Annotated in this window: 18 protein-coding genes and 1 CRISPR repeat array; of the genes, 15 read left to right on the top strand and 3 right to left on the bottom strand. The window is 64.6% G+C overall.

Annotated elements, in window-relative coordinates:
- Positions 1–84: 84 nt before the first annotated feature.
- Together psbM and KQ297_RS02730 are read right to left on the bottom strand one after the other, a co-directional pair.
- A complete protein-coding gene (gene psbM, locus KQ297_RS02735) occupies positions 85–192 on the bottom strand; it encodes a photosystem II reaction center protein PsbM (protein WP_185464108.1) in 108 nt (35 codons plus the stop codon).
- A 42-nt stretch (positions 193–234) separates the two neighbouring features.
- Entirely contained in the window at positions 235–708 is a 474-nt protein-coding gene (locus tag KQ297_RS02730; RefSeq protein ID WP_259738084.1) for a (2Fe-2S)-binding protein, read from the bottom strand.
- A 235-nt stretch (positions 709–943) separates the two neighbouring features.
- Here KQ297_RS02730 and psbB point away from each other — a divergent pair, with 235 nt between their 5' ends.
- The 14 genes from psbB to KQ297_RS02660 all read left to right on the top strand — a co-directional run bounded on the left by psbB (position 944) and on the right by KQ297_RS02660 (position 17,339).
- Complete coding sequence (gene psbB, locus KQ297_RS02725; protein ID WP_259738083.1) at positions 944–2,503, top strand: photosystem II chlorophyll-binding protein CP47; 1,560 nt, start codon at positions 944–946, stop codon at positions 2,501–2,503.
- Positions 2,504–2,527: 24 nt separating this feature from the next.
- On the top strand, positions 2,528–2,623 hold the full coding sequence (locus tag KQ297_RS02720; protein ID WP_006042122.1) for a photosystem II reaction center protein T: 96 nt from the start codon (positions 2,528–2,530) through the stop codon (positions 2,621–2,623).
- A 232-nt stretch (positions 2,624–2,855) separates the two neighbouring features.
- Positions 2,856–3,353: a transcriptional regulator NrdR gene (gene nrdR, locus KQ297_RS02715; protein ID WP_259738082.1), complete on the top strand. Its 498-nt coding sequence runs from the start codon at positions 2,856–2,858 to the stop codon at positions 3,351–3,353.
- 130 nt (positions 3,354–3,483) lie between these two features.
- Positions 3,484–4,569: a 30S ribosomal protein S1 gene (locus KQ297_RS02710; protein ID WP_185464112.1), complete on the top strand. Its 1,086-nt coding sequence runs from the start codon at positions 3,484–3,486 to the stop codon at positions 4,567–4,569.
- A 32-nt stretch (positions 4,570–4,601) separates the two neighbouring features.
- Positions 4,602–5,387 (top strand): HAD family hydrolase, encoded by a 786-nt coding sequence (locus KQ297_RS02705; RefSeq protein ID WP_259738081.1) that lies wholly within the window; start codon positions 4,602–4,604, stop codon positions 5,385–5,387.
- A gap of 57 nt (positions 5,388–5,444) precedes the next feature.
- A complete protein-coding gene (gene metK / locus KQ297_RS02700) occupies positions 5,445–6,707 on the top strand; it encodes a methionine adenosyltransferase (RefSeq protein ID WP_259738080.1) in 1,263 nt (420 codons plus the stop codon).
- 5 nt (positions 6,708–6,712) lie between these two features.
- A complete protein-coding gene (locus KQ297_RS02695) occupies positions 6,713–8,020 on the top strand; it encodes an FGGY-family carbohydrate kinase (RefSeq protein WP_259738079.1) in 1,308 nt (435 codons plus the stop codon).
- 160 nt (positions 8,021–8,180) lie between these two features.
- Positions 8,181–8,450 (top strand): DUF2470 domain-containing protein, encoded by a 270-nt coding sequence (locus KQ297_RS02690; protein ID WP_259738078.1) that lies wholly within the window; start codon positions 8,181–8,183, stop codon positions 8,448–8,450.
- 247 nt (positions 8,451–8,697) lie between these two features.
- Complete coding sequence (locus KQ297_RS02685) at positions 8,698–9,249, top strand: ComF family protein (RefSeq protein WP_259738077.1); 552 nt, start codon at positions 8,698–8,700, stop codon at positions 9,247–9,249.
- Between the two features lie 300 nt (positions 9,250–9,549).
- Positions 9,550–11,727 (top strand): DEAD/DEAH box helicase, encoded by a 2,178-nt coding sequence (locus tag KQ297_RS02680; protein WP_259738076.1) that lies wholly within the window; start codon positions 9,550–9,552, stop codon positions 11,725–11,727.
- A gap of 17 nt (positions 11,728–11,744) precedes the next feature.
- A complete protein-coding gene (gene cas7u / locus KQ297_RS02675) occupies positions 11,745–12,719 on the top strand; it encodes a type I-U CRISPR-associated RAMP protein Csb1/Cas7u (RefSeq protein WP_259738075.1) in 975 nt (324 codons plus the stop codon).
- Positions 12,719–14,131, top strand: a complete 1,413-nt coding sequence (gene csb2, locus KQ297_RS02670; protein ID WP_259738074.1) for a type I-U CRISPR-associated protein Csb2 — start codon at positions 12,719–12,721, stop codon at positions 14,129–14,131. The genes cas7u and csb2 overlap by 1 nt, the downstream gene beginning before the upstream one ends.
- A 180-nt stretch (positions 14,132–14,311) precedes the next feature.
- Positions 14,312–14,934: a CRISPR direct-repeat array (repeat unit 36 nt; unit sequence GTTCCGGATGGTGATTCCATCCGGGGAAGTTGAAAC).
- 28 nt (positions 14,935–14,962) lie between these two features.
- On the top strand, positions 14,963–16,858 hold the full coding sequence (gene csx17, locus KQ297_RS02665; protein ID WP_259738073.1) for a type I-U CRISPR-associated protein Csx17: 1,896 nt from the start codon (positions 14,963–14,965) through the stop codon (positions 16,856–16,858).
- A gap of 259 nt (positions 16,859–17,117) precedes the next feature.
- Positions 17,118–17,339: a DUF1651 domain-containing protein gene (locus KQ297_RS02660; protein ID WP_259738072.1), complete on the top strand. Its 222-nt coding sequence runs from the start codon at positions 17,118–17,120 to the stop codon at positions 17,337–17,339.
- Position 17,340: 1 nt separating this feature from the next.
- Here the strand turns inward: KQ297_RS02660 and KQ297_RS02655 are convergent, their stop codons facing one another.
- Entirely contained in the window at positions 17,341–17,535 is a 195-nt protein-coding gene (locus KQ297_RS02655; RefSeq protein ID WP_259738071.1) for a hypothetical protein, read from the bottom strand.
- 376 nt (positions 17,536–17,911) lie between these two features.
- Between KQ297_RS02655 and KQ297_RS02650 the strand changes: the two genes are divergently transcribed.
- Complete coding sequence (locus KQ297_RS02650; RefSeq protein WP_259738070.1) at positions 17,912–18,496, top strand: hypothetical protein; 585 nt, start codon at positions 17,912–17,914, stop codon at positions 18,494–18,496.
- Positions 18,497–18,757 lie beyond the last annotated feature (261 nt).

Genomic DNA, 18,757 nt, shown 5'->3' with positions numbered 1-18,757 from the left:
ATTGGCAAAAAGCCTCCTCGGTTGCATTCCTCTAGGGAGTACTGCAACCGAGGAGGGACGCGGGGTGGTTGTTTCAGGCTCGATTCAGCCTTGTTGCCGGCTGTTCGTCTGGATATAAAGAACGATCAGGAATACCGCAGGAACCAGCACGAACATGAGGCTGGCCACAAAACCCAGATCATTGGTTTCCATGGGAGCTCTCGAGCGGGTTGTAAATGACTTGGAGCGACCGTATCACCCACCGACGGGGCCTTCCGCCGCCGCTTCATCGGCCGTAGCGGTTGGCTGATCCGCTTCGGGTTCGGCCATGGCCGGCTCCGCAGAGACGGGCCAGGCCGTGGGGCCGGCAGGCAGGGGTTGCTCGCGAGCCGCAGCCAGCACCGCCTCACGATCGGAGAGACCCGCCTGGGGCCTGGTGAGGACCACCAGGGAACCCTGAACCAGGGCCTGACAGGCCAGGCGCCACCCCTCGGGGCGCCGGCGCAGCTTGCGTTCCTCCACGGGAGTGCGGGGGCTCAACGCGCCTGGAGAGGCCTCAGCCACCACGTCGACAAAGCACGTGATGCACTGGCCGCATCCACCGCAATTGCCGAGCTGGCCCTTGAGCCCGTAGAGCTCCAAGCCCTCTCGAAGGGCCACCTCCCGCAGGTTTTCGCCTGGGTAGCACTCCACATCACGGCCCTCACGGACAAAGCGGATCACGGGCATGGGAACAGGCGCGGAAGCCTCCATTCTGGGGCGTGGACGTTGAGTTTTGTAAATAGCTGCCGCTCCAAACGGCCGGATACCGCGTCACGGCTCGTTTCAGCTCCTGTGCAACGGTCCCGCAGGCCAGGTGAACCCCTTACGATCCCCAACACGGAACGATCCTTTTGATCGTCCGCTGTCTGCCATGGCGTCCAGCTGTGGCAGACAGCTGTTAGTTACCCCGGACCTGACCCCCATGGGATTGCCCTGGTATCGGGTGCACACGGTCGTGATCAACGACCCGGGCCGCTTGCTGGCCGTGCACCTCATGCACACCGCTTTGGTCGCCGGCTGGGCCGGCTCCATGGCGCTCTATGAGCTCGCCATTTTTGATCCATCCGACCCGGTGCTCAACCCCATGTGGCGCCAGGGCATGTTCGTCATGCCATTCATGGCCCGCCTGGGTGTGACCGGCAGCTGGGGCGGCTGGAGCATCACTGGAGAAACGGGCGTCGACCCCGGCTTCTGGAGCTTCGAAGGCGTAGCCGCCGCACACATCATTTTCAGTGGACTGCTCTTCCTGGCCGCCATCTGGCACTGGACCTACTGGGATCTCGAGATCTGGCAGGATCCACGCACAGGCGAACCCGCCCTTGATCTGCCCAAGATCTTCGGCATCCACCTGTTGCTCGCCGGCCTTGGCTGCTTCGGGTTCGGAGCGTTTCACCTCACAGGAGTCTTTGGGCCGGGGATGTGGGTCTCCGACCCCTACGGCATCTCCGGACATCTCGAGAAAGTGCAGCCCTCCTGGGGGCCTGAAGGATTCAACCCCTTCAACCCTGGAGGCATCGTGGCCCACCACATCGCCGCCGGCATCGTGGGCATCATCGCCGGCATCTTCCACATCACCACGCGTCCTCCCGAGCGCCTGTACAAGGCCCTGAGGATGGGCAACATCGAAACAGTGCTGGCCAGCGCCATCGCCGCCGTTTTCTTTGCGGCCTTCATCGTGGCCGGCACCATGTGGTACGGCTCGGCAGCCACTCCGATCGAGCTGTTCGGCCCAACCCGGTACCAGTGGGATCAGGGTTACTTCCGCACTGAAATCAATCGCCGCGTTCAGACAGCCCTCGAGAACGGCTCCACGGCCGAGCAGGCCTATGGCGCCATTCCTGAGAAGCTGGCCTTCTTCGACTACGTCGGCAACAGCCCGGCCAAGGGAGGTCTGTTCCGCGTCGGTCCGATGGTGAACGGCGATGGCCTGCCCACCAGCTGGCTGGGTCACATCAGCTTCACCGACAGTGAGGGGCGCAACCTCCAGGTGCGCCGCCTCCCCAACTTCTTCGAGAACTTCCCTGTTGTTCTCGAAGACGACCAGGGCATCGTCAGAGCTGACATCCCCTTCCGACGCGCTGAAGCCCGCTACTCCTTCGAGCAAACCGGAGTGACGGCCACCATCTACGGCGGCGCTCTCAACGGCCAGACCTTCACTGAGCCCTCTGCTGTCAAGAAGCTGGCTCGCAAGGCCCAGCTGGGTGAGGCGTTCGAATTCGATCGCGAGACCTACCACTCCGACGGCACCTTCCGCAGCTCACCCCGCGGTTGGTTCACCTTCGGCCACGCCACCTTCGCCCTGCTTTTCTTCTTCGGTCATATCTGGCACGGCGCCCGCACCCTCTACCGGGATGTGTTCGCCGGCATCGATCCCGACCTCGGTGAGCAGGTTGAATTCGGTCTCTTCCAGAAACTTGGAGACCGCACCACCCGGCGTCTACCCGAGGGTTACATCCCACCCGCTGGCACCAAGCTCAGCTGATCGCCCCCACTCAGGAGATTCTCCATGGAGAGCTTCGCTTACATCCTCATCCTCACCCTGGCGATCGCCACCCTCTTCTTTGCGATCGCCTTCCGCGATCCCCCGAAGATCGGCAAGTGAGAGTCAAAGCCCCCCTGGGCTGAAGACACCCCAAGCCCCCGCCCCCTGCGGGGGCTTTTTCATGCCCAGGCTCTTGACCAACACCTATCAGGCCCCACCTCCCGCCTTTGCAGTGGGACGAGCAAGGGATCGCGCTGTGGTGGCCTCAGCACGGAACTCATCACGTCTGACTTCTCAATTGGGGCACGACTGTCTACACTTGCGCTATCCAAACCGCGTGGGTCGTCAAGGGATGCAATGTCCCTCCTGCCAACACACCGACAGTCGGGTGCTGGAATCCCGATCCGCGGACGGCGGTCGCAGCGTGCGTCGGCGCCGTGAGTGCCTCCATTGCGACTTTCGTTTCACCACCTATGAACGGGTGGAAACAGTTCCGATCACGGTGGTCAAACGCACCGGCACCCGCGAAATCTTCAGTCGCAGCAAACTCCTGCACGGCCTGGTGCGAGCCTGTGAGAAAACCGGACTCGAACCGGCAAGGCTGGAATCCGTGGTCGACGAGATCGAGCTGCAGCTGCAGCAACAGCGGCATGGCCGGGAGGTGAGTAGCGCGGAGATCGGTGAACTGGTTCTGCAGCAGCTCAGCGAGATCAGCGAGGTGGCCTACGTGCGTTTCGCTTCGGTGTACAGGCAGTTTCAGGGAATCAGCGATTTCGTGGCCACCCTGGAATCACTCACCCGTCGTCCGGCCCACAAACGCCCGGACGGTGCCCTGGCAGCCGTGAGCTGAAGCCGCCCCCTGGCCATCCAGGGATTTGGCGGTGGCACCCAGATTTGTATGATCATGGATCGCGTGCGGCTGTCGGCGGGCAGGCACGTCCATCCCTTCGCTCTGCCCCGTGCAGACCGCCAACCCTTTCATGACCGTGACCCCTTCCGAGATCAGCAGCACCGAGGCCGAACTGGATCCGACGAGCAAGGCCTCGGCTGATCTGGATCCGACGAGCGAGGCCCCGGATGAGCTGAACCTCGACATTCCGGAAGAGGTCCCCACAGCTGACGACCCGAGCAGCCGTGCCGCGAACCGCGACACCGACGGTGCGGGCTTCACCCTCGAGGAGTTCGCCTCCCTTCTCAGCAAGTACGACTACAACTTCAAGCCCGGTGACGTGGTGAACGGCACCGTGTTCGCCATGGAGCCCAAGGGCGCCATGATCGACATCGGCGCCAAGACGGCTGCCTTCATGCCCCTGCAGGAGGTGTCGATCAACCGGGTCGAGAACCTCTCCGACGTGCTGGAGCCGGGCGAGATCCGTGAGTTCTTCATCCTCAGCGAGGAAAACGAAGACGGGCAGCTCACCCTCTCGATCCGGCGGATCGAGTACCAGCGGGCCTGGGAGCGGGTGCGCCAGCTGCAGAAGGAAGACGCCACCATCTACAGCGAAGTGTTCGCCACCAACCGAGGTGGTGCCCTGGTGCGGGTGGAAGGTCTGCGCGGCTTCATTCCCGGCAGCCACATCAGCACCCGCAAGCCCAAGGAAGATCTGGTCGCCGATTTCCTCCCCCTCAAGTTCCTGGAAGTGGACGAGGAGCGCAACCGCCTGGTGCTGAGCCATCGCCGCGCCCTGGTGGAGCGCAAGATGAATCGCCTGGAGGTGGGCGAGGTCGTGATCGGCACGGTGCGGGGCATCAAGCCCTACGGCGCCTTCATCGACATCGGCGGCGTCAGCGGCCTGCTGCACATCTCCGAGATCAGCCACGAGCACATCGAGACCCCCCACACGGTGCTCAACGTCAACGATCAGATGAAGGTGATGATCATCGACCTCGACGCCGAGCGGGGCCGCATCTCCCTCTCCACCAAGGCGCTCGAACCGGAACCCGGCGACATGCTCACCGATCCCCAGAAGGTCTTCGAGAAGGCCGAGGAGATGGCCGCCCGCTACAAGCAGATGCTGCTGGAGCAGGCCGAGGAGAACGAACCGATGGGCGTCACCCTCGACTGAGCGGCATACCCTGGGGCGCCTGCACCGATCCGATGGTTCAACTGCTGCTGCGCGGTCAGCCCATCGGGTCAGTGGAGGCGATTCTCTTCGACAAGGATGGCACCCTCAGCCTCAGCGAGCCCGGCCTGCTGGCCCTGAGCCGTGCCCGGATCCAGGCCTGTCTGGAGCATGTTCCTCCCTCCGACCACCTCCAGTTTCAGAGCCTGCTGGAGCGTGCCTACGGCCTCGAGGGTGATCAGCTCCACCCAGCAGGGACTACGGCAGTGGCCAGCCGCAGCCACAATCTGATCTCTACGGCCACAGTCTTCTGTCAGGTGGGCCTGGGTTGGCCTGAGGCCCTCGCCCGCAGTGAATCCGTTTTTGCTGCCGTCGATCACAAGCCCCTGCAGCATCCGGAGAACAGCCCAGGCGAGGCCCCCCTGGCACCGCTCACCCAGGGACTGCGCCCCTTGCTGGTGACTCTGCACCGATCGGGCGTGCAGCTGGCTGTGATCAGCAACGACGACAGCGAAGGCATCCGGCGGTTCCTGAGCGGCCACGGGCTCGCTGGCCTGTTCCAGGACCACTGGAGTGCCGACATGCGACCCGGAAAGCCGGATCCGCAGGCCGTTCACGGGCTCTGCTCGAGGTTAGGGGTGAGCCCCTCGGCCTGTGGCCTGATCGGTGATGCCAGCAGTGATCTGCGCATGGCTGAGCAGGCGGGAGTGGCCCTAACCCTGGGGTACAGCGCCGGCTGGAGCAGCCGGCCGCCGCTGCCGGAGCATCTGCCCCAGATTGATCACTGGCACGACCTGCAGGTGGCTGGGGCCCCGCAGTGACCCCGGCACAGTAACCGGACGATAAGCTCAACCATCCTGAGGTCGGTGCAAACCGGGATGAGCCGCTACGTCTTCACGTCTGAATCTGTCACCGAGGGCCATCCCGACAAGATCTGTGATCAGATCAGCGATGCCGTTCTCGATGCCCTGCTGAGCGCCGACCCCGCCAGCCGCGTGGCCTGCGAAACCGTCGTCAACACCGGCCTGTGCCTCGTCACCGGTGAGGTGAGCACCACGGCCCGCGTGGACATCACCACCCTGGTGCGGAGTGTGATCGAAACGATCGGCTACAGCGGCGCCAAAGCCGGTGGATTTGATTCCAACAGCTGTGCGGTGCTCACCGCCCTCGACCAGCAGTCGCCTGATATCGCCCAGGGCGTGAATGAGGCTGAGGACCACAACGGCGATCCCCTCGACCTGGTGGGAGCCGGAGATCAGGGCATCATGTTCGGCTTCGCCTGCGACGAAACACCTGAACTGATGCCACTGCCGATCAGCCTGGCCCATCGCCTGGCCCGCAGGCTGGCCCGGGTGCGGCACGACAACACGCTTCCCTACCTGCTGCCCGACGGCAAGACCCAGGTCAGCGTGGTCTATGAGAACGAGCGCCCGGTGGCCATCGACACCCTGCTGATCTCCACCCAGCACCTGGCCGAGATCGACGGCATCAGTGATGAGGATGGACTCCGCCAGCGCATCGCCGACGACCTGTGGTCCCATGTGGTGCTGCCGGCCACCGCTGATCTGCCGCTTCAACCCGAGCGCGGGAGCGTGCGTTTTCTCGTCAACCCCACCGGAAAGTTCGTGGTGGGCGGGCCCCAGGGTGATGCGGGCCTGACAGGGCGCAAGATCATCGTCGACACCTACGGCGGTTCGGCACGCCATGGTGGTGGAGCCTTTTCCGGAAAGGACCCGACCAAGGTCGACCGTTCCGCGGCCTACGCAGCCCGCCACGTGGCCAAGAGCCTGGTGGCCGCCAACCTCGCCCGCCGGGTGGAGGTTCAGCTCAGCTACGCGATCGGTGTGGCCAGACCCGTGAGCATTCTGGTGCAGAGTTTCGGCACCGGCAGAATCAGCGATGACGACCTCACGGCCCTGGTCCAGGAACACTTCGACCTGCGGCCCGGGGCGATCATCGAAAGCTTCGGTCTGCGCGATCTGCCGCGACAGCGGGGCGGTCGCTTCTACCAGGATGTGGCCTCCTACGGCCATTTCGGTCGCCCTGACCTGAACCTTCCCTGGGAGGACGTGAGCGAAGCCGCAGCCCGCCTGCAACAGGCCACGGCCGATCGTGTCCCCGTGGGCCAGCCCGCCGCCTGACCCCCGTGGCCAGCGCGCTGGCGGCAGGGGTCGATCTGGGCAGCAGCGGCATCCGCCTCGTGCTCATCGATCCCCAGGGGCAGCTGCTCGACGAGCGGGCCACGGCCTATCCCAGCAGCTTCGACGACCCGCTTGGCTGGCGGCAGGGCCTTGCCGGCCTCCTTCAGCAGTTGCCGGCCAGCCTGAGAAAGCGGTTGGGAGCCATCAGCCTCGACGGCACCTCCGGAACCCTGCTGGCCTGCCGCTCCGACGGTGCCCCCCTGGGCCCTGCCCTGGCCTACGGCCATGCCTGTCCCGAGCAGGCAGAGACGTTGGCAGAGCTGGTGCCTCCCGGCTGCCCCGCCGCCAGTGTGAGCGGCAGCCTGGCCCGGGCCCTGCATTTGCTCGCTTCGCTCACTGGGGCCACGCCTGGCCCAGGCCTGCTTCTGCGCCACCAGGCCGACTGGCTGATGGGCTGGTTGCTGGGGGACTGGCGCTGGGGCGAAGAAGGCAACAACCTTCGGCTGGGCTGGGATCTCAGGCGGCAAAGCTGGACGGGAGAACTCCCCCGGCAACCCTGGGCAGCGGCGTTGCCGCAGGTCGTGCCCAGCGGCCAGGTGCTGGGTTCACTGGCTCCCGCCGTGGCCTCTGAACTGGGGCTGCCCAGCTCCTGCCTGGTGGTGGCTGGCAGCACCGATGCCAACGCCGCCGTACTGGCAGCCGATCCCGCTGCCGGCGAAGGCATCACTGTGCTGGGCACCACCCTGGTGCTCAAACAATTCGTGGAGGCACCGATCGAAGCCCCGGGCCTGAGCTGTCATCGGCTGGGGGGGCGTTGGCTGGTGGGCGGTGCCTCCAATGCTGGCGGTGGGGTGCTGCGCCGCTTCTTCAGCGATGCCGAACTGGAGCGGCTCAGTCGTCAGATCGACCCCAGCAGACCAAGCGGCCTGAATTACCTTCCGTTGCCCGGCAGGGGAGAGCGTTTCCCCCACGACGATCCGGACCTGCTGCCGATCCTTGAGCCCAGGCCGGTGAGCGACGTGCTCTTCCTGCAAGGGCTGCTGGAAGGGCTGGCCCGCATCGAAGCCCGGGGGTGGGAGCGGCTGGGTGCGTTGGGTGCGCCAGCGCTTCAGCGGGTGATCAGCCTGGGAGGTGGCGCCCGCAATCCCCAGTGGCGGCAGTTACGCCAGCAGGCGATCGGCCTGCCGGTGCTGAACCGACCGGGCCTGGCGCCGGCCCTGGGCATGGCACGGCTGGCCCAGGGCGCCCTGATGACAACGAGCCCACCGCCGAAGATGGACGGGTCCGCCCCTCCCTCACCCGCCAGCCCATGAACGAACGCCTGCGCACCGTCATCTCCATGGCCCTGTTCGTGATCCTGGCCGGCTATGTCGGCTTCAGTGCCATCCGGCTGGGCCTGCTGCTCTGGCAGCGATTCGCGCTGGCCTGAGCCGCTTCTCCGCCACAATCAGCCTCTGCCTCTGCTCTGCCACCATGGCCAGCGATCCCCTCACCGAATCCGTCAGCGACCGGATCTGCCGGCACATGAACAAGGACCACGGCGGAGCGGTTCTGGCCTACGCCCGCCACTACGGCGGGGCCCAGCAGGCCACAGCCGCCAGGATGCTGCGCGTCAACCCGGAGGCGATGGAGCTGGAGGTGGATGGCGGGAACCTGTCGGTGCCCTTTGACCACGTGCTCACCGACAGCGAGGACGCCCACCGCACCCTGGTGGCGATGCTCAAGGCCCTGCCCGAGTCCTGAGTCGATTCAGGGGATCAGAGCCGGCTCCTTGGCAGCTGGGAACACTTCACAGCAACGTTGCTGGCCGTTGTGCCAGGGGGAGGTCTCCATGGTCCAGGCCCTGTTGAGGGGATGTCTTGAGCTGATCACCCAGGCCACATGCCCACTCTGCGGCCGCCTGAACCAGCCAGGGTCCAGGCCTGCGAGCGACCGGCAGGAGCCATGCCAGGCCTGCCGCCTTGAGCTTGATCTCGAGGCCAACACTGGCTTGTGCGGATCTGAGCCACTGCCCTGGTGGGCCCTTGGGCTTTATCAGGGGCCCTTGCGCAACCTGCTGCTGCGTCAGCGGCGCAACCCCAGCGACCGGGCGATCCCCTGCCTGGCCAGGGCCTTGGCGAGGACCCTTCCTGCACAGCTGCGGGAGTTGAGCATCGTGGCGATCCCCAGTTGGAAACAACGGGCCAACCCGCTGCCCCAGCTGATCTGCCAGGGACTGGGCCTGCCTCGCCTGGCTCCCCTGGAGCGCAGCCGAGCCACGCTTGGTCAGCACCACCTCAACCGCCGCCTGCGGGCTCTGAACCAGGAAGGTGCCTTCCGGGTGATTCCCTCCGGACTCTCCCCCAGCCGGCGATCACGCCAGGGACTGCTGCTGGTGGATGACATCCTCACCAGTGGCGCAAGTTCTGACCAGCAGTTGGAGGAAGTTGCTAGTGAGGACTTCCTCCAACGATCCTTCGTTCACGTAGTTGGCCATCAGGGCTCACAGGTTCGCGGCGATGTCTGCAGCCTGAGGCCAAACAGCCCTGGTGCAGAGCCCTAGCGGCATCGCCAGACCGACCGCCTCCACACCCACACCAAGGGCCGCCAGCATGCCTTTGAGGGCATGGACCGAGTTGGGGCAATACACCTACGACTGACATCTACCCCCTGGGGAAGACAGTCAGCCAAGACACCCACCGAACTAAATCCACAGGGTGGACATCACATCTCCCGAGCAAGTCTGGGAGGGGTCAGGGCCCCACCCTCCAGTGTGCGCTCAGAGAATTTTTGCCAGCTTCCTGTGCTTCGACGGTCGATTCGCGTGGGCCGTGGCTAGATCGAGGTGATCAGCCATCAGTGGGTGCCCTCACCCTTTTTCACAGCAGCAGCAGGCTTTCCGCCTCTCCCCTTCCAGCTGGCCTGGATGGAGCAGGAGCAGCCCCCAGCAGCCATCCGCACCCTGGAAGCGCCCACAGGTCTGGGCAAGACCCTGGCCACCCTGGTGGGTTGGCTCTGGGACCGGCAGCAGCAACCGGCCGCAACGCCACGTCGTCTCGTCTACCAACTGCCACTTCGCACGCTGACCGATCAGATCGCTGCTGAGTGCCGGGCCGTCATCGCCCGGCTGGGAGCTGAGATCCCCGTGTTCGTGTTGCGGGGCGGCCAGATCGAGAACGACTACATCCACGCCCTGGCTCAGGAGGCCGTAATTGTCGGCACCCTTGATCAGGTGGTGAGCCGCCAGCTGATGCGTGGCTACTGCTGCTCCCGCTGGTCCTGGCCTCGGCACTTCGCGGCACTGAACACCGATGTGAGGGTGGTGGTGGATGAAACCCAGCTGCAGGGTGCTGCGGTGCGTACCGCTATCCGGCTGCAGCAGCTCCATCAGGAACACGGCGGGCCGTGGCCCCGGGAGCTGGTGCTCTGCTCGGCCACCCTCGATCCCACCTTGCTGCCGGCCGGAACACCGCGCTTCTCGCTGGGGGAGAAGGACTACGAGCACCCGGTGGCGCAGCGCAAGGTGGGCCGCCCCAAGCCGCTCACCCTGGCCGGCGACTCCGATCCTGTTGATCTGGTGCGCCAGGAGCATCAGCAGGGCACACTCACCCTGGTGGTGGCCAACACCGTCAAGCGCGCTCAGACCATCCACGACGGGCTGATCGGTCTGCCCCGGCTGCTGTTGCACTCCCGCTTCCGCCGAGCCGAGCGGCAATCGATCGAGGCCCAGCTCAGCGGCTTCCGTGGTGTGGTGATGGCCACTCAGACCGTGGAAGCAGGGGTCGATCTGGATGCCCGCCTGCTGGTGACGGACCTATGTCCCTGGGCGTCCTTCGTGCAGCGCTGTGGCCGTGTGGGACGGAACGCCACATACGCCGATGCGACGGTGATCGTGCTGGAGCCTGAGATGGCCCTGCCCTACGAGGAGGCGGAGCTGGAAGACACCCGGCAGCGCCTTGCCGGCCTCAACGATGTGGCCGTTCGTGAGCTGATGGGGGTGGAAGCTCCTCCGCAGCCTGGAGAAGGTGAACGGCTCACGGCCAACACCTTCACCCAGCTGTTCGACACGCACCCGTTGGAGCAGGGTGACATTGACATTGCCCCCTACTTGCGGGTCGGTGAGATGCGGGATGCGTCCTTGCTGTGGCGGGAATCCCTGGGGCCCTCGATGCCCCCCGCAACGGATCAGGAACTCTGCCCGGTACCGCTGCGAGCCCTGCAGCAGCGCTTCCCCATGGTCTGGAGCCCACGGGGGGATGGCTGGGCCGAGATCCCTTCCGCCCAGCTGCAGGTGGGAAGCGTGGCAGCGGTGGCCTGTTCAGCCGGTGGATACGACCTGCAGCAGGGATGGCAGCCCACCAGCACTACAGCAGTGCCAGAGGTGGCGATCGAGGCTTCCCGGCTGGAGCCGGAGGACCGCAGCAGCTTCGGGGTGTCGGTGCCGGTCACGTTGCCCCAGCACCTCAACGACGCCTGGGAGGAGGCCGAGGCCCTCTGCCAAGCGCTGGCGATTCCCTCACCCATGGCCGAACTGGTGATCCGCTCGGCCTGGCTGCATGACATCGGCAAGGCTCATCCGGTGTTCCAGGGCACGATGCGGGCCAACGGATGCGGCGAGGGTCAGTGGGCCAAGGCGCCGGGCTGGGGATCCCGTCATTCCCGCCCCGGCTTCCGCCATGAGGTGGCCTCTGCCCTGGCAGCACTTCACCTGGGGGAGGAGGACCTGATCACCTACCTGCTCATGAGCCACCACGGCAAAGTGCGGCTGCGGCTTGAGCCTTTCCCCTGGCAGAACCGTGACGGCCCGCTGCATGGGGTCATCGCTGGCGAGGAGCTTCCTGCTGTTGAAGGCGTCAGCCCAGCCACCACGCTCCCCTATCCGCCCAGAGGGCTTGGGAAGGGCTGGGCACCCATGGCCCGCCACCTTCTGCGCTCTCACGGGCCGTTCAGACTGGCCGCTCTGGAGGCAGTCATCCGGGAAGCAGATTTCCGGGCATCCCGCCGCTGGCAGGTCCCACCACCCACCACACCATGCACCTGACACTCCTCCTTCGCTCCTTGCTGCCCACCTTCGTGCCGGCTGGTTTCGTCGATGTCGGCCACAGCGTCGTGCGCGACGCCAGCAGCGGCAAGAACCTTGTGATCGTGGACTCGGTCCAGTCGATGGCCAACCACCTCGAAGCCACCCTGCTTGGGGAGCCGGGCCAGGTCGTCCCCGGCCTGGAGAATCTGCCCTACGTGCGGCTGACGATCACCGATCCAGCCGGCCGCACCCGCATCACCAGCAGCCTGGAACTGCCCCACCGCCTGGCCTCGGGCTGGTTCTGCAAAGCAAAGGAACTGCTCGACTTCCAGCAGGATCTGGCCGCAGACATCCTCGATCACGGCATCGCGGCCGCCACCTTCCGCCGCTGCCCGAATTCCCTTCTGCACGGGGTCTTCTACAGCCAGCTGGCGGGCCTCGATCCGAACGTGGCCAAGACCCCCCGACTGCTCTCGGCTGAGGTGGTGGCTACAGGAGCACAGTCCATCGCGGACGGGGGCGTGGCCAAGGATCCCCTCTTCCCTTCTGGCGAGGGCTTCGATGTGGAGTCTCTGGTGGGGGCCAAGGCCACCGCTGCTGAAGTCGGGGCGGGCTACATCCCCTACCGGCACCAAGCCTTCATCGCCGAGGGTGTGGAACTATCCGTCTACCTGGCAGAGGGTCGCATCACCCGCCTCACGCTCCCTGATCCAGCCAAGAACGTGCTGCGCCTGCTGGCCCGCTACAAGCTCGCCCGGCTCCTTGCCGAGCCGCTTGATCTGCGCGCCCATTGCATCTTCCAGGCAGAGCAGGTGCCGCCGGAGCTGGCCGATGCCGAGGCCATCCTTCATGACCTGCAAACCCAGTTGAGCGAGTGTCGCCGGTTGGGGCTGTTCGTGGATCCGGTGGTGAGTGAGTTCGCCCTCACCCTTGGAGCGGCTAAGGAGAAGTCCAAGAAGGCGAAAGCAAGCGGGGCAGCCGTGGCCGTTGTGGAGGAGGACAACGCCTGATGGCCACCATCCTGCGTATCACCCTGCTCTCAGGCCGCTACGGCGCCACCCCCTGGGGACGGAGCGAGTACGAGGGCCAGGTGGAGTATCCGCCTTCCCCATGGCGCTTGCTGCGGGCAGTACTGAACGGGGCCTTCACATTCTCGGGCACACCTGAGCAGCTGCCTGAGGGGGCCGAGGACCTCATCGACCAGCTGGCCCGCACACTCCCTACTTACCACCTGCCTTTCGGTGAGTTCGGGCAGATCCGGGGGTTCCGCCCTGCCTATGGCTGTGAGCCAGTCCCTCCCCTGAACACCAAGGGCTACAGCCATTCCCAGGGCAAGCGGCGTTCCTTCATCGACTCCTTCCTGCATCTGGGTGCCGGGGCTGCCCTGCACGTCTGCTGGCCCGTCGACCTTTCACCTGAGCAGAAGGGGCTGCTCACCGACTGCCTCGCGAGCCTGAGCTATCTGGGGCGGGCTGAATACCCTGCGCTCTGGCAGGTGGTGCCGACCATGCCGGAAGCGAACTGTGTCCCTGATCCGAGAGGCACCCTCTCGGTCCTCTGTTGCGGCCTTGAGCAGGTGCTGGAAGGGCTGCAGATGAATCCACAGACGGCCCGGCAGGAGGGCCGGCAGGCCCCACCAGGGCAGCAGTGGGTGAGTTACCGCTACGAGCCGCTGCGTCCCCCTGCCTATGCCGGTGGTTCACAGGCCCCCAAGGCGAACCGGGCCGTCTTCGCTTTTCTCGGCGACTACCCGATCCCGGTCACAGCAGGCATAGCCTGGACCGACCGGCTGCACCGTTCTCTGCTTCAGAGTGCACCGGCGTCGTCCCTCTTCTCCGGGCTGGCTGGAGGTCAACCGCTGGGGGAGGATCAGCGGGCCTGGTACCGCTGGGATGAGCAGGGCGGTGCGATCACGGCCCTTGAGGTGCTCAGCCCCCAGGCCTTCGGGGAGGCCGAGATCGATGCTCTGCAGGCTCTGCAGCGCCTCTACGGCAGGGGGGGCGTGCAGGTGCCCCTGCGCCTGATGCGGCTGGATGAGGCCCCAATGGTTTCTAAGCAGCGTCTGCGCACGAGCACGCCGATGCTGCTCTACACCACCCCCCGGTCCGGCAAGCTTCAGCGATCACCGGCAGGGCAGGCAATCCAATCCCTGCTCTGGGGCCTGGGGGAGCAGGGCAAGCTCGATCCTTCCCTCTTCCAGCAGGAAGAAGACGCAGTGGCGGTGAACCATGGCGGCCATGGCCGCATCAGGGCCCGGGTGATGTCAGTGGTGGATGAAAAACGCATCGTCGGACGGGGGGAGCGCAAGGCGGCATCGGGCCTCGGCTTCCACCTTGAGCTGGACACGGAGCACGCCCTGCCGGCGCTGGGGATTGGCTGGGGCCGGCATTTTGGGGCAGGACGCCTGGAGGCGGTGGCATGAGCGCGCAACCCTCCGGGTCGCCAGGAACCCGCATCGCATCGTTGAGCTGCGCGCTCCCTTGCGCTGCAGTTGATTTCAATGGACCAGGGAGGTCGGGGCGGCCCTGGGGCGAGGTGGTTTCAGGGGCTGCGCGCGATCCGCCTTCTGAGCCCCTGCGCTGCAGCGGATCTCAAGGGCGCAGTTCCGGATGGTGATTCCATCCGGGGAAGTTGAAACTTGAACCGGGCCAACCTTGAACCTTCGCGTTGGGCGTTCCGGATGGTGATTCCATCCGGGGAAGTTGAAACTCCTGAGTGCTGATGCGACATCGCTGCAGGGTGGCCATGTTCCGGATGGTGATTCCATCCGGGGAAGTTGAAACAGTGCCCAGCTTCACCCCGCGGGAGTGCAGCGGGTCGAGAGTTCCGGATGGTGATTCCATCCGGGGAAGTTGAAACGTAAGTGTGTCAGTTGCTGGGTCGTAGATACGAGCTGGTTCCGGATGGTGATTCCATCCGGGGAAGTTGAAACGCCACAACATTCTGGTCGTCAACGCTGATGCCAATCGGGTTCCGGATGGTGATTCCATCCGGGGAAGTTGAAACTCGACGAAGAGGACCTCAACGCCATGGAGAAAGTGTTCCGGATGGTGATTCCATCCGGGGAAGTTGAAACCCTGATCAAGTAGCCACTGCCCGCGATGCATTGCTTGCTGGGTTCCGGATGGTGATTCCATCCGGGGAAGTCGAAACCTCGAAACTGGTCTACCCGATCGAGCCATACTGATGGTTCCGGATGGTGAATCTGTCCGGGGAAGTTGACGAACCCCATTGCCCCGACCAGCTTGAGCCAATGCAAACTTCGTTCACCGTCTCGCCCCTCTCCAGCTACCTCTCGGCCCTAGGCCTGCTCAAGGTCGTCAACGCCCAGCTGGATCCCGACGCCCGGGGGTTCTGGCAGCAGGGCCGGTTTCACCTGGAGAGCAAGCCCACCACAGAGGATCTGGCCGAGTTCTTCGCCACCAGCTACCAGCCGTCACCCTGCCTGACACCTTGGAACAAGCCCAAGGGCGGCGGACCTGGCTTCCTGGATGGGCAGATTCCTCCAGCCATCAACGCACTGGCTGGGGAGCGGTTCGCTGAGTTCCGCCGAGTAGCTAGCTCGGCTGCTCAGGTGATCCCCCACTACGTCAAAGGCGGCAGGGTCGCTGGCGAGGAGAAGATCCAAGCCTTCGATCACCTCAGCCGGGAGGCCAACAGCGATGCCTTCGCTGCCTGGCTGAAGGTCTGCGCTGTGACCACTACTGACGCCAAGGGGAAGGCAATCGCCCGCTACCCCGCCCTCCTGGGCGGAACAGCGGGCTTTCTTGGGACCGACTTCGGGACCCAGTTCGTCAGCTCCCTTGCCACCGCCAAGGCCGAGCACTTCGCCGCCGCAATCTTTGGCGCTGCAACACCCAAGGTCCTGGTCAAGACCGGCAATACCCTGACCTATGACCCAGGCGGACGTGGTGATGGCCAGCAGGGGTATGGCATCGCAACCAGCGACACCAAAGCCACCACGGCCAACCCAGCCGATCTGATCTTGTTGGCCGAAGGCATGACCTTCTTCGAGGGCTACGCCATCACGGCCCACCAAGACGAGGAGGGCCAGGGCGGCACCCGTCAGGCCAGCTTCACCCTGGCCGTTGTCCACAATTCCTCCGGCCACCCCTCCAGCAGCTGGCTTGAGAACGATGGGCGGCAATCAGAGGAACTGTGGTGCCCTCTGTGGGAGGAGCCCGTCACTTTCACCGAGCTGAGGGATGAACTGGCCCGGGTTGCAATGCTGCCCCTACCGCGTCAGCTGGCAACAGGCACGGACTTCGCCCTGTTCGCCTCCCAGCTGGGTCGTCGGCATGGCCTTTCCGGCTTCGCCAGATACTGCTTCCCTCCGAGAGTCGGGCAGGGCACCAAGATCCCATCGCTGATCGAGGTGTTCCCCCTGGCCGACGAGCAGGAGGACCGAAGTGACGCACTCGCCAGCGTGGCCTCGTTCGCATCCATTCTGCGCTGGCGGGCCAAGGACCCGACAGTCCCTAACAGCTACAGGCACGCGGCTGAACGGGTCGTGGCTGAGCTGGAGGCCGTCTCCGGTGGCGGTGGATCGTTCGCTTCCCTGTTGCGGAATCTGGTGACCTGGCGAAGGCAGGAGGACCTGGGCCGCGACGACAAGCAGCTCAGTCGGTTCCGTTTCCGTCGCAAGGAGCTGCCACCGCCGTGGTTCCAGCTGCTGGCACGAGAGCTGGATGGCCCCGAATGGAGGCTGGCCCTGGCCCTTGCCACCGACCGGCCCTATGCCTTGCTGGCGGATGTGCTGCTGCTGCTCGAGGGTCGGCTCGATCTCGCCCTGGTGGACGATCTGCAGGCCGGAATTGGCTGGATCGATCGGGAGGGGCTGCCTCCGGTGCCGCAACCTGAGGAGACCATCCCCTGGCTGCCGCCCGACTACCTGGCTGGGCTGCTGCTGAACCAGTGGCGGTTTGATTCTCACGTTCCTGTCGAGGGAGACCGCACACGCTGGTGGGAACTGCTTCTGGCTGATCGACCGGAGGAGGCCATGGAGTTGGCCTTGCAACGGCTAAGGATTGCGGAGGTGGTGAGCTGGTCCTGGCCGGCCATCACTGGCAGTGAACCCCAGCGCCTCCTGCATGCTGTCCGGGTGCCGGTTCATCCGATCACTCTTGGAAGGGCGCTGAAGAGGGGGTAGGCCCTTGCAGGGCCTAAACCTCGGCATCGTCTCCCCTCGTCCGGCGCATCCCAGCAATGTTTGCAGAGCAGCACCTCCTTGCCCCCCCTGGAGTCGGACAGCAACCCGGGCAGTGCCGTTGCGAGGGGCACCTGATGCCCCACCCGGGTGTGGCGGAGACGCGGAGACTCCATGGGCAGGGAGGCACCCGACGGGCCCTACAAACCCCTTCAACGAGGGACAAGGCCAGCAAACATACAGGCGTACTACCCACCTCTCCATGGATGGATGGCTCCAGGAGCCCAATGGCCGCAACGTCCTCCGCTTCCACCGTGACCACGCTGCCCGCTACGAGGCCTACGTCTTCATCGACCGAGGGGAGCCGATCCCCGGTCAGCCCGCCCTGCTGAAACGGCGAGAGAGGCTCTCCCGGAAGCGGGCGGTGGAGCAGTGGCAGAAGCTCCTCAAGGCGGGCTGGAGGCGGGTGGAGTCTCAGTGGTAGGTCAGATCACCCCGTCGGGGCTGGTGCGGTCCAGAACCTCCAGCAGCTCCTCCAGCACCCTCCTCACTGCAGGCCCCTGCTCAGGGTGGTGAACAGCGGTGAAGGCGCGGGCGGTCATGCGTGTCTCGATCTCCTGTAGGGCGCTGGTGGTGTCCATCAGGAGCTGGATGGAGATGTCGGCAATGGTGAGGGGCATCGGTCTGGGGCGACTGGTGACAGTGTTCCCAGCTTCCGCAAGAAGCTCCGGGCATCGACCGAATCTGAGGTGGTTAGCTTTTCTTGGAAAGGTCCAGGACAGCGGCAGCCGCACCAAGGGCCTCGATCACCAGCGGGTGAGACACCACCAGGCCGGCAGATCGCAGCCGTGGCGGTCGCGCAGTCTCACCAGCAGCAGGGCCAGGCCCTCGCGTACCTGTGGTGGGAGCAGGTGGGCAGCCACCTGCTCCCGCCGGAACTGGGAGAACCCCGCTCCGCCTGTAGAGGGGACCTTCCTTGATCTCAAAATCGACGAAGCTCCATCTACAGGCGAATATGGTGTAAAAAGTCAATACCCCAAAGAAATAAAACCATCAATGACGGTCGAGGAATTACTGGAGGCACGCGGCAAACAGGATGCGCAGAAGCTGCTAGATCAAGCCAATAAACTCAATAAGGACATTAGAAGTGGCCTGCTTGCCGACTACTCTACGGCGATAATACTCATGGAGGAAATACAGGATAATAAGTACTACGGCAGCGAGCTAAGGAGAGTTGAGGCGGTGTGTCATTCAATAATATTTATGTGGGTCGAGTGCTCCCAATTATACAATGCGGAAGCGCATAAAAACGGGCTAGAACCTTTACCAGAGGGCGGATCCAAAGAATTGCATGACCAGGCCAAGGAATACCTCAACGACAGCAAGTCTCGCATTCTTTCCGGCGAGCATCCTCCGTTCGTGATATTCCACTCAGAATGGCTTAAAGAATCGGTAGAGATGCTGCTTGCCTCGAACTGGAGATCGCGGAATAGAGGCCTGTTCGCCGGTTTTAGGGCTCATCGCTTTTTCACGAAGTATCTTATTTTGCCAGTGCTCCTTATTGTAGGCATTGGAAGCGGAAATCCATTACTTATTATTGGAGCAGTTCTCTGGGCAATCCTTCTCTTCATCACCCGCTAGTTCCGCAGCTCACTCAAATGAGCCAGGAAGTTTCACGTGCCAGGGCTGCCATGTTTCCACCACAGGCCGGGAGCGATTTAGCCAGCTCAGGCCTGATCGGGCTAGGTCTGGCACACCTGCTCAGGTGACAGGTGCGCCGCAGATCACCCGATTGGGGGAGGGCGGAGCACCCAGATGGGGGAGCCTTGATCACCAACTCATGGCAGCTCCAGCGAGGGGCGGCAACAGCTCAGCCCGGCGGCTGGCTCGGCTCAGTGATCG

Origin of the sequence: Synechococcus sp. CS-205, from assembly GCF_025128255.1 — a bacterium.
Taxonomy (GTDB): Bacteria; Cyanobacteriota; Cyanobacteriia; order PCC-6307; family Cyanobiaceae; genus Regnicoccus_A.
Note: the sequence above shows the minus strand (reverse complement) of the source record. Positions and strands in the feature narration are given on the sequence as shown.